We start from the raw sequence: 10739 nt of genomic DNA on the forward strand, positions 1-10739 counted from the left end.
TAACGCTGAGGTGAGCTGCTCACTCGGCACCTCGACTGGGCCCTCTCCCGGGCTGGCCCGGGCTGCAGGTCAGTCAGCCAGGATCTTGTACAGGGCCCGGCGGGTTTCGTCCAGTTTCTCGACGGCAGCGGCCCGCTGTTCTTCAGTAACACCCGTACGGAACTGGTGGATAACGCCCATCAGCTTCGCGATGCTTTGGTGGAAGTCCTTGTCCGGGCTGTCGGGTCCCGAGTCCCACGCATTTTCGAGTTCCTCAGCATGCTCTGCCACCCAGGCCCTTCCGGCGTCCGTCAGCGTGAACTCGGTTCCGCGGCCTTCGCTGAGCGCCGTGATAAGTTCCTCGTCCACCAGCTGCTGCAGCGTGGGGTAGATCGACCCCGGACTCGGGCGCCAGGCTCCACTGGTCTTTTCGGCAATCGCCTTTATCAGGCCGTAACCATTTGAGGGCGCTTCGGCCAGGAGCGAGAGGATGGCGGAGCGCACGTCACCCCTGCTTGCCCTGCGCGGGCCCCGCCCAAAACCGGGCCCGAAGCCAGGCCCGAACCCGCCCCCGAATCCTGGTCCAAAACCCGGGCCGAAGCCGCCTCCGCGGTGTCCGTGCGGTCCGCGCCTGCCGCGGCCACGCTCGAACCGGCCCCTGCCGGAGTGCGATCCGGAGATGTCGTCATGAGAAATGCCCTTCATCGTGGATCATCCTTTCGTTTTGAGTGCTCGCCGTTCTAGTCGGCGATAGTTAACGATATGTCGCTAACTATCGCCGAGTCAATAATAGAATTCATCAAATCATGACCTTCCGCCCTCTGGATTGCCCTGCCAAGTGGACGTAATCTTGTGGCACTCTTCGAGCTCGAGGACTGAAACATGGCGAAGAAAAAGAAGCGCAGGCGCGGTAACAGTTCTCCGCTGGGACGGTTCCTGGGATTTCTCGCAGCGAGCGTGATGTGCGGCGTACTGGCGGCCAGCCTGGTGGTGCCGTCTGTTGCTGCGGCGGGCTACGGTGTCAGCACGTCCATTAACTTCTTCGAAAGCTTGCCGGAGGAGCTGACCGTCCGGCCGCCGTCGCAATCCACCAAGGTCCTCACCTCCGATGGCAAAACGATCGCAACGTTCTATGCCGAGAACCGCGTCAGGATCCCGCTGGACCAGATGTCCCCGTACATCAAGGACGCCGTCATCGCCATTGAGGACAGCCGGTTCTATGAACATGCCGGCCTTGATCCGCAGGGCATCCTCCGTGCTGTGGTGACCAACCTGACAAAGGGCGACCAGCAGGGGGCCTCCACCATCACACAGCAGTACGTCACCAACGTGCTCAATGAGGCAAAACTGTCCCAGGAACGACCGGACGAAGTGGTCCTTAGCGGCCAGAAGGACTTCGGGGACAAGCTGCGGGAGATGAAACTGGCTGTTGCCCTGGAGAAGAAGTTCACCAAGGAACAGATCCTTGAGGGCTACCTGAACATTGTGTTCTTCAACAGCGATGCCTACGGCGTGGAAGCGGCAGCCCGCTACTTCTTCAGCACCCGCGCCAAAGACCTGAACCTTCCCCAGGCCGCATTGCTGGCCGGCCTGGTCAACAGCCCCACGTTCTATAACCCCGCCCTCAACCCGGACAAATCAGTTGTCCGCCGTGACCAGGTGCTCGGCGAGATGCTGCGGCAGGGAAAGATCACCCAGGTTGAACACGACAAAGCAGTTGCCAGCCCCGTCACGCTGAAAATCAGCCCGCAGCGGCAAGGTTGTGCCAACGCCACCATGGCGCCGTATTTCTGCGATTACATCTCGCACCTCATACTGAACAACCCCGCGTTCGGGCCCACGCAGAAGGAGCGGGAGAGGAAGCTTTACCGGGGTGGCCTCACCATCACCACAACATTGGACAGCAGGCTGCAGGCGGCAGCCCAGTCACAGGTAAACGGGACCGCGGGTCGGAACACTGACCGTTGGGGGGCCGCCTTGGTGACCGTCCAGCCCGGAACCGGCAAAATCCTCGCGATGGCACAGAACACTGTGTTCCTGCCCGAGCCGGGCAAGTTCGATACCCATCTCAACTTCAATGTGGATGCCAAGGATCCGCAGGGCAATGACCTTAACGGTGCCGGCGGGTTCCAGACCGGGTCCACGATGAAGCCGTTTACGTTTGCCCAGTGGTTGAATGAGGGCAAGCGGCTCAACGCGGAGGTGGACGCGTCGAAGCGTGTCTACCCGCTGGGGTTCCCGTGGCGGTCAAGCTGCGGAAAGGTGCTGGGCGCCTACAGCACGGCCCAGAACAACCCTGAACTGGGCGCGGCAGATGACCTCCAAAATGCCGAGGGGGGCTTCTACCGAAAAATGCCGATCAACTACGGCCTCTACAACTCCATCAACACTGCTACCTTCGCCTCCGCTACACAGCTGGACTTCTGCGGCATCCAGAAGATGGTGGACGCCGTGGGCTTGCACAACGGCCACGACGGTTCCCCCATCAACATGCACCAGCTGGGCAACCTTCTGGGCGCCACCAATGTGGCACCGCTCCACATGGCGAACGCCTTTGCCACCTTCGCCAATGACGGAAAGTACTGCGCACCCATCGCCCTGCTGAAGGTTACTAACGCCGCCGGCGGGAAGCTTCCGGCTCAAACCAGTGAGTGCAGGGACGCAGTGAAGCCCAACGTGGCCCGCGGCGTGAACTCCGTGCTGCAGGACGTGATGAAGGTAGGCTCCGGTGTCTGGATCAAGCCCAAGGTCCACGACAAGGTTCCCGTGGCAGCAAAGACCGGCACTTCAAACAACAACGGAGCCACCTGGGTAGTTGGCTACACCAGGGGGCTGGCTACCGCCTCCTTCTTCGGGGATGCGCTGGAAGGCCAGAAGCGCTCCGGGCAGAACGTCACCATTAACGGGACCTTTTACAAGCGCCTTGACGGCTTCATGATCGCCGGGCCGCAGTGGGCCAAATACATGGTGAAGGTGGCTCCGCTCTATCCGGCGGCGCCGTTCCCGAAGCCTCCGCGATCTATGTCAAACCCCAGCCCTGCGCCCACTCCCGGCCGTTAACCGGAAAAACCTGCCGCAATTCCCCCACGCTCTGGCAGGATAGGCCGGGTGAAAAGCCTCGAAACCGAGCGGCTGATCCTCCGCCAGTGGGAGCCTGGGGACGCCGACTTTGTGCTGGACCTTTACTCCCGCTGGGAGGTTCAGCGCTTCATCGGAAACCATCCACAGGTAATGAGGAAACGCGCCGAGGCCGAGGAGCGCATCCACACCTGGCGGAACATCCATCAGCAGCCCCTGGCCCACCCCAGCCACGCCATCTGGGCCGTGCAGCTGAAAGGTCCCGGGCAGCCCAAAAGCCCCGCGCTGCTCAAAAGCCCGGCGCAGCTCAGGAACCCCATCCAGGAGAACGCCACAGCCCAAACGGCGACGCTGGCACCCGTCGTCGGGACCCTGCTCCTGAAGTCCATCCCGGCGTCGGGCGGGACCCTGCCACTCCAGCCCTCGGGCGATACGGAAATCGGCTGGCACTTCCACCCCGACCATTGGGGAAACGGGTATGCAACAGAGGCGGCCGGCACGGCGCTCGCTTACGCGCTGGGCAGCGGGCTGGACAAGGTAGTGGCAGTCACGGCCCCGGCCAACACAGCTTCCCAGAAGGTGTGCCTGCGCATCGGCATGACGCACTGCGGACAGACCGACAGGTACTACAACTCCACCTGCGAGCTATTCGAGGCCAAAACACCCCACTAACCCGTCCCCTTCCACAGCCGGCGCCACCACGGGCGGGGCATTTCCGGCTCGGGCGCGGGCTGCGGAACTTCCGAGGCAGCCCGGCGTTCGCGCCACCGCCCCACTTCCGCTTCCATGTCCCGGGTCTTGGTGATAACCGGCGGCCCGCCCTGGAGCTGGCGCCGTGCGTCAATCACCCGCCGGTTGAAGTCCTGCAGGATGTCGCGGACCTGCTGCTCCGTGTACTGCGCATCGAGCTTTGCGTCCAGCTCGGCGTCCTCGGTGCGGAGCAGGATGGCTGCCGGACCCAGGCCGCTGATGTTTTCCCGCTGGAGAAGGCCCTTGACCCACCAGTCGGGGTCGTACGGCTCCCCCAACCCCGGAATCGGCTTGCCTGCGTACTTCAGGTTGTCGAACTTTCCGTGTGCCATGGCATCCCGGACCAGGTACTCGGCCCTCGCTGAATCGCTCACCTTCCGGCGCTTCTCCCGCTCCTTTGCGTCGAGGGCGTCCAGCGCCGCTTCCTCCTCGGCGCTGATGCCGGCTCCCCGGTAGGACCGGACTTCGGCGGCACGTTCCAGCCGCTTCCGGAAATCCTCACCGCTGCCCATCGCTGCCACCGCCTCACCTCGGATTCATCCTGCCTCCAGTATTCAGAAGCTTTTCGTCCGGTTCAACGCCGGTCCTGCGCCGAATTCCCGCGAGGTTTAGGCTGGTCACGCGGGCCGATCAAAGAGGAGCAGTCCATGGATGCCAGCGGACCAGCAGAACGGGCGGAAACATTTAGCTGGACGGATCCACGCGTCGGGCTGGAACACCTGCCGCGCATGTCCGGGCTGGAGTACCTCTCCGGCATGCGGGACGGGAAGATTCCGCGTCCGCCCATGGCAGCCCTGATGAATTTGACCCTTGTGGCGGTGGATTCCGGGCGGGTCGAGTTCGAATGCCGGCCGGCGGAAGCGCACTACAATCCGCTGGGCCTGGTGCACGGTGGCCTTGCCTGCACCCTCCTGGATACCGTGGTGGGGTGCGCTGCCCACAGTACGTTGGCGGCGGGTTTCGGCTACACCTCCATTGACCTTTCGGTCAGCTACCTGCGGCCCATCACGGTTAACCACGGCGTCCTTCGGGCCGAGGGTTCGGTGGTCAAGCAAGGGCAGCGCGTCATCTTTGCCGAGGGACGCGTCCTTGGCCCGGCCGGCGAACTGCTGGCCACTGCCACCAGCTCCCTGCTCGTTATCACCGCAGGTGTCCCACCGCGCCTGCCCTGAGTGGGCGCCCTAAAGCGCGGCGCTCTCCCTGCCCACAAGTGCATTCGCCACCCAACAAAAGGGCGCGGACGACGGCGGGAGGTCCGGTCGTCGTCCGCTTTCCTTATGTTGCTGGGCGGGTTAGCCGCTCAGGCGTTGGCGTGTTCGGAAAGGATGGCGTCGATCTGGCCCACGGCCTCCCTCATGCCTTCCTCCATGCCCATCTGGACCATCTGCTCCATCTGCTCTTCAGACTCGAAGGTGGAGACGATGGTCATCCTGGTGCGGCCGCCGGCCTCCTCAAGCGAGACCGTTGCGTGCGTGATGCCCAGGTCATCAACGGGCGCCCCGTTTTCGTCCGCGAAACCGTCGTCGAACTCCAGCTTGTTGGGTGCCTGGATGGCAGTGAAGCGCCACCAGCCGCCGGCCCTTTCGCCCTCGGGACCGGTCATGTAGTAACCGGCCTTACCGCCGGACTGGAATTCGAACTGCTCAAAAGTGGCGGGCCAGGTGGGCGGGCCCCACCAGCGCTCCAGCTGGCGCGGGTCCTCCCAAAGTTGCCAGACGCGTTCGACGCCGGCGTCGAACTCGGCCACGAGAGTGAAGCTGAGCGCCTCAAGATTCTTGGTGGAACTGATAACCGACATTGCAGAACCCTTCCTTATCCTTCAGCCAGAATGTCAGCGATGCGGCCTACGCGCTGCCGCCAGATCGCCTCGTACTCGTCGAGCAGCCGCCGGGCTTTCTGCAGCCCTTCATGATTACCCCGCACGATCTGCTCCCTTCCGCGCTTTTCCTTGGTGACCAGGGATGCGCGCTCCAACACCGCAACATGTTTCTGGACGGCGGCGAAGCTCATGGCGTAAAGGCCCGCGAGGCCTGAGACCGTGTATTCGCCCACGGTCACGCGCCGGACGATGTCGCGGCGGGTGGCATCAGCGAACGCCTGGAAGAGGCGGTCAAGTTCGGTTTCGCGGAGCTGATCTACAACCATTTGGTTGTACAATAGTCCCGGCTGGTGCGGGTGTCAATGCTGTTTGCCCCAGTTTTGTCTCCGGGGAAGGGCCCTTTCAGCAAGGTATCTTGTAGCCCATGGGCATTTTCCTGGCCGGTGCAGGACCGGACTACGACTCCTTTCCTGAGGTCTTTCGGCGCTTCGTCCAGGACACCCCAAGGCAGGGCGGCGAGGGGCGGCCCGTCCGCATTGCCGTAGTAGTGCACCACCGCGGCGGCTACCCGGAAAGCGTGCTGCAGGATTACGCCGGGCCACTTCAGTCCCTGGCCTCCTGCGAGGTGGTACCGGTCCTGCTTCGTGACGGCAGTCCTGCCGATCCTGCGGCTTTCGACGGCGCGGACGCCGTGGTGGTGGGCGGCGGGCTGACCCCGGCGTACCTCGCGGGGCTAAGGGGCTGTGCGAGTGCCATCGCAGCAAGGGTGGCCTACCTCGGGTTTTCCGCCGGCGCCATGATTGCTCCCGGCCGGGGCCTTATGGGCGGTTACCGGGTTCGGGGCGTTGAGGTATGCAGCGAGGAATGTTCAGAGGGACTTGATGAAGTGGAGATCCGGGCGGGATTGGGGCTGGTTCCGTTCGCGGTGGACGTCCATGCCGCCCAGGCCGGAACCCTCAGCAGGGCGGTGGGTGCCGTAGCGGCGGGACTCGTGGACAGGGTCGTCGCCGTGGACGAGGGCACAGCAATAGTCCTGCCCGACGGCGGCGACGGAGACTTCGAGGTGATCGGCATCGGCAACTGCTGGGATATTCGCAGGTCCGGGACGGGCTGCAGCGTTTCGGTCCGCCCGGCCGGCAACTGAAGCAGTACGGCCTGGCAGCCCGGGGGTGGCTTACGAGTCGAAGTGGGTATGGATGCTGGTGCCTGACAGCTGTTCAATCAATTCGGTTGCCACGTCACGCAGTTTGCGGTTGCGGTTGCTGGAGACCTTGGTGAGAATCTCCATCGCTTCTGACTGAGAGCACCTGTTCTGCGCCATGATCACACCGCACGCCAGGTTGATGGCAGTCCGGCCCTGCATAGCTGCCTCCAAGTCCTCCGCCCGGTTGAGCGCCGAGTTGATGCGGACCGACAGATGGAGAGTACTGTGTGCGGCCGCAGCAAATCCAAGGGCTTTGTCGTAGATGTCCGGGGTAAAGACGCCGGGCTTGGACGCGAAAAAGTTCAGCGCGGCACTGGCTTTGCCGCTGATTTCCAGGGGCACCCCCAAGGAGCTGTGGACGCCCGCCTCGGCGAACTTCCGGTTTAGCTCCGGCCACCTCAGATCCGAGGCGACGTCGTCGATAATCACCGGGGACATGTCCCGCAGTGCTTTGATGCAGGGGCCGTCCCCTACGGCCTGCTCAATTTTATCCAGCTCGACGGCGCGTGCGCTGCTGCCCGCAGCAGTCGATGGCTTGCGCCTGATTTTGATGGTGACTGCGCATTCGACGACATCACCGGCCGCTTCGGAAACCGACGCAGCGGCCAGCTTTGAGAGCCCGGAGAGGAACTCAACTGCATCTTCCGCACCGACCAGGATGCTATGAAGCTGCTCGACAGGTTCGCTCGCTGATGAATTCGGCATGGGCCTATCCTATGTCCCGCAACAAAATCGGAAGGCGGTTATTCGATATGAACGAGTGGAAGCGCAGTAAGGTAAGCGCTCACGTAGTCTCCCTCAACCGCCCGGTTCCAGGAACGCTCGACGACGGAGCAGCGCTCCTGCCTGGGCGCCGGATGCTATTCGTCGAAGTGAGTGCGCAACTCCGGGGCCGGTGAGATGGACTGGATAACGCCAGCCGCCACGTCCCTCAGCTTGATGTTCCGGCTGTTGGACGCCTTCCTCAAGATGGCCATGGCGCCAACCTGACTGCAACGGTTCTGCGCCATGATGACCCCAACGGCGATATCAATGGCCGTCCTGGACTTCATGGCTGCCTCCAGGTCCTCCTTTGCGTCCCTCAACTGGGTCAGGCGCAGCTCCAGCCGGAGCGTTTTGGCGGACTGTTCACCGAACAGTTCAGCCCGCGCGATGTCCTCCAGGGAGAAACCGAGCACAGCGGAGGAGTAGATGTTCAGGGCAGCGGAGGAATCCCCTTCCAGTTCCAGCGGAACGCACAAAAGTGAGCGGACGCCATGGGCTGCGACCGCCAAGACATATTCCGGCCAGCGACGCTCGGTACTTACGTCACCCACGTATATCGTTTTACCTGTCCTCGTGGCGGAAAGGCACGGCCCGTCGCCAAAGGAGTACTGCAGCTCATCCATCTCCCGCGCACGGGGCGTACTGGAGGCAATGGTTAATGGCCGCTTTCGGCGCGCCACGGTGACGTTGCAGATCACCTCGCCGCCGGGCGGGGCCAGGAGGGAAGCCGAGAAAACGGCGAGTTCCTTGAAAAAATCCTCGGCGTCAGCGGTTTGCAGGACGAGGTCCTGCAGGCGGGAGACAATTCCGTCCTGGAAGGCTGCCGGAGAGGATAAAGCGTCAGCAGTATTGGGTAAGGAGTCCATTGCACAGTCCTGAAGTTGGGATTCAACCGCTTCAGTTTTTCCCGTGCGGCTCTAAGACGCCCACTTCCAAACGATTTCCCCACCCTACCTTGATTCCTCTGCGGCGATTCACCGGACTGTCAGGCCAAAGCCGCCTGAATATGCCCGCCTAATCCGCATTCCCGCCGTCGGCATTCCTTGCTTCATGGGGGCGTTTCCGCCTTGTGACCCATGGCCCTACGCACAGCACTCGGCTGATTTCGACGGCGGCCCGGACTCCGTTCCTGCGGCCTCGAAGAGCCGGGGCGATGGCAGCGGACGGCAGCCCGGCGTGACGGGTGGGCCGAAGGAGAAGGCTTATCAATAGGTCCTGCACCGGCGTAGTCTCGGTAGTAGGTGATTTCGGGATGACGGGACAATCCGGAAGTTGAATACTCGGGTCTGCCCGCGCAGGGAGCGGCAGCCGACAGCTTGGGCAGAGGCCCGTGGCGCATCCAGGGATCGAGGCCGTATGGCCCAGGGCAGCAGACCTACCACGGCCCGCCAGATGCAGGATCTGCCTCTCAAATGTGCAGGGATTCCTGAATTTCTCCTGGCGCGGGCCAGCAGCATAGTGGACATAACACTGCGCTGGCGATCCTCCGACTGGCTGCCCAGCCCAGCTGCCACCGAATCCATGACCTTGCGAATGACATGGGCCAAGGAACCGGATTCCCCAGCCGCACAGGTGGCCTTGATTGCCGCGGCGATGACCGAACTGACAGAAGGCGATCCAGCATGACCGCTGAAGAACCCGGCGCCGGCAGGTTCGGTGCCACGCGAAAGGAAGCCCCGCGGGAAGCCCCCGACGTGGAGATGCAACTGCAGGAACTGGTCCTGAACAGCAGGGACATCGCCGCCTTCCTGACCGACCTGGCCGTCGTTGCTTCCGCCAGGCTGTCCTCCCCGGGCAACCGGATCCACACCGGCGTGACCATCATCCGGCACAAAAGGCCCGAAGCCGTGGCCGGCAGCGACGCGGCAGCGCGTGCCCTGGACGTGTTGCAGAACGGGTTTGGGGACGGTCCATGCCTGACGGCACTCCGGACCGGAGCCCCACTCCTGGTTTCCGATCTCAGCTGCGAGCACCGTTGGGCCGCCTACGTTAAGCTGGCCGCCGAGAAGGGCGTCTCGTCCATCCTGGCTGTTCCGCTGGACCTCGGTGGCGAGGCGGAAGCGGTTATGAACCTGTACTCCGGCAGGAGCAATGGCTTTTCGGATGACGACCTCTCCACTGTGGAAGCATTTGCTGACCAGGCGGCAGGTTCCCTGCGGCTGGTCCTCCGCCTCAGCCAGCTCAGCGAGGACAGGACCCCTTCGGTGATGACAACCACTTCCGGCGAGAAGGATGTAGTCACGTGTGTCGATGAGTAGGGTACTCACCACGGCTGCGTGACGAGACTCACCTGCAATAAACAGCATTTTGGTTGAGCGGGTTCACGTGCTCTGGGCACTATGGAAAAGCGGGGCGGGCCGCTTCTGAGCCAACACTCTCAGCGGCCCGTGTGCTTGGTCACATCAGCCCTGCAACGGTTGCCAATCCTTACGGCAACCTGCACCATGGAAGTACGGGAATGCGCTTTCCCACCTGCAGTCCGTCCTCATCGACGAGGACACGGTCCGGGCAAAGAAGACTCCGGAACGCCAACCGCATGAAATGGAAGTTGAATAATGACGTTCGATACCAATAACTCCGTGACCCTCAAGATCTGGGACAGGTCTGCCCTCCACCACACGCTGGACACCGCAGTTAGCGACCTCTCGGCGCGCCACAACACCACCAAATGCCGCATCGCCGTCACGTGCAGCGGGCCCAACACCTTCACCTTGAGCGTGTGCGAAGACCTCGCTTTGGCCTCCGCCTAAGCCCACGCGGCCTCAGCAGAAGCGGGCGACGGCGGGATGTCCCGCGTCGCCCGCTTCCTCTTAACTGGCTGCTTATGTGTGCTGCCGCCACGAGCGCAGGACCACCTTCGTCGTCCCGCCCACCTAACTAGGTAGGGCGGGGTCAGCTGTGGGTGGGCTCCTCGACCAGGGCGGTGGCGATGCTGTCGACGTCGGCCAGCGCGGCGAGGTAGCGTTCGGCGTCCAGGGCAGCAGCGCAGCCGGTGCCGGCGGCGGTGATGGCCTGGCGGTACCGGTGGTCCACAGCATCACCGCACGCGAAGACGCCGGAGAGGTTGGTGACGGTGGTGGGAGAGTCCACCTTGATATAGCCTTCCTCGTCCAGGTCCACCTGCCCGGTCAGCAGCTCCGTCCG

The 10739-nt window shown here is 63.2% G+C and carries 14 protein-coding genes; 7 read left to right on the top strand and 7 right to left on the bottom strand.

What is annotated here, in order from left to right; translation table 11 throughout:
- Positions 1–69: 69 nt before the first annotated feature.
- Positions 70–684 (bottom strand): PadR family transcriptional regulator, encoded by a 615-nt coding sequence (locus CXQ88_RS19985; protein ID WP_104045867.1) that lies wholly within the window; start codon positions 682–684, stop codon positions 70–72.
- A 177-nt stretch (positions 685–861) separates the two neighbouring features.
- On the opposite strand from CXQ88_RS19985, the gene CXQ88_RS19990 reads away from it, so the two are divergent.
- Complete coding sequence (locus CXQ88_RS19990) at positions 862–3039, top strand: transglycosylase domain-containing protein (RefSeq protein ID WP_104045868.1); 2178 nt, start codon at positions 862–864, stop codon at positions 3037–3039.
- Positions 3040–3087: 48 nt separating this feature from the next.
- Positions 3088–3729, top strand: a complete 642-nt coding sequence (locus tag CXQ88_RS19995; protein WP_104045869.1) for a GNAT family N-acetyltransferase — start codon at positions 3088–3090, stop codon at positions 3727–3729.
- Here CXQ88_RS19995 and CXQ88_RS20000 read toward each other — a convergent pair.
- Positions 3726–4319, bottom strand: coding sequence for a J-domain-containing protein (locus CXQ88_RS20000; protein ID WP_104045870.1), 594 nt, complete (start codon positions 4317–4319; stop codon positions 3726–3728). The genes CXQ88_RS19995 and CXQ88_RS20000 overlap by 4 nt on opposite strands.
- A 135-nt stretch (positions 4320–4454) precedes the next feature.
- Here CXQ88_RS20000 and CXQ88_RS20005 point away from each other — a divergent pair, with 135 nt between their 5' ends.
- The gene (locus tag CXQ88_RS20005; RefSeq protein WP_104045871.1) at positions 4455–4979 is read left to right on the top strand and encodes a PaaI family thioesterase; all 525 of its coding nucleotides are present in this window, start codon (positions 4455–4457) and stop codon (positions 4977–4979) included.
- 128 nt (positions 4980–5107) lie between these two features.
- Here the strand turns inward: CXQ88_RS20005 and CXQ88_RS20010 are convergent, their stop codons facing one another.
- Complete coding sequence (locus CXQ88_RS20010) at positions 5108–5605, bottom strand: SRPBCC family protein (protein ID WP_104045872.1); 498 nt, start codon at positions 5603–5605, stop codon at positions 5108–5110.
- Positions 5606–5619: 14 nt separating this feature from the next.
- Positions 5620–5952: an ArsR/SmtB family transcription factor gene (locus tag CXQ88_RS20015; RefSeq protein ID WP_104045873.1), complete on the bottom strand. Its 333-nt coding sequence runs from the start codon at positions 5950–5952 to the stop codon at positions 5620–5622.
- Positions 5953–6050: 98 nt separating this feature from the next.
- Here CXQ88_RS20015 and CXQ88_RS20020 point away from each other — a divergent pair, with 98 nt between their 5' ends.
- Positions 6051–6770, top strand: a complete 720-nt coding sequence (locus tag CXQ88_RS20020; protein WP_104045874.1) for a hypothetical protein — start codon at positions 6051–6053, stop codon at positions 6768–6770.
- Positions 6771–6800: 30 nt separating this feature from the next.
- Here the strand turns inward: CXQ88_RS20020 and CXQ88_RS20025 are convergent, their stop codons facing one another.
- The gene (locus CXQ88_RS20025; protein WP_104045875.1) at positions 6801–7535 is read right to left on the bottom strand and encodes a GAF and ANTAR domain-containing protein; all 735 of its coding nucleotides are present in this window, start codon (positions 7533–7535) and stop codon (positions 6801–6803) included.
- 155 nt (positions 7536–7690) lie between these two features.
- Positions 7691–8461, bottom strand: a complete 771-nt coding sequence (locus CXQ88_RS20030; RefSeq protein WP_104045876.1) for a GAF and ANTAR domain-containing protein — start codon at positions 8459–8461, stop codon at positions 7691–7693.
- 490 nt (positions 8462–8951) lie between these two features.
- Here CXQ88_RS20030 and CXQ88_RS20035 point away from each other — a divergent pair, with 490 nt between their 5' ends.
- The 3 genes from CXQ88_RS20035 to CXQ88_RS20045 all read left to right on the top strand — a co-directional run bounded on the left by CXQ88_RS20035 (position 8952) and on the right by CXQ88_RS20045 (position 10345).
- Positions 8952–9221: a hypothetical protein gene (locus tag CXQ88_RS20035; protein ID WP_104045877.1), complete on the top strand. Its 270-nt coding sequence runs from the start codon at positions 8952–8954 to the stop codon at positions 9219–9221.
- Positions 9218–9853, top strand: a complete 636-nt coding sequence (locus tag CXQ88_RS20040; protein WP_104045878.1) for a GAF domain-containing protein — start codon at positions 9218–9220, stop codon at positions 9851–9853. Before CXQ88_RS20035 ends, CXQ88_RS20040 begins: the two co-directional genes overlap by 4 nt.
- Before the next feature lie 297 nt (positions 9854–10150).
- Complete coding sequence (locus tag CXQ88_RS20045; RefSeq protein ID WP_104045879.1) at positions 10151–10345, top strand: hypothetical protein; 195 nt, start codon at positions 10151–10153, stop codon at positions 10343–10345.
- Between the two features lie 142 nt (positions 10346–10487).
- Here the strand turns inward: CXQ88_RS20045 and CXQ88_RS20050 are convergent.
- Positions 10488–10739: FAD-dependent oxidoreductase (locus CXQ88_RS20050; protein ID WP_181037618.1), on the bottom strand; the 252-nt coding region annotated here is incomplete at its 5' end.

Source organism: Arthrobacter sp. ZGTC412 (genome assembly GCF_002929215.1).
Taxonomy (GTDB): Bacteria; Actinomycetota; Actinomycetes; order Actinomycetales; family Micrococcaceae; genus Arthrobacter.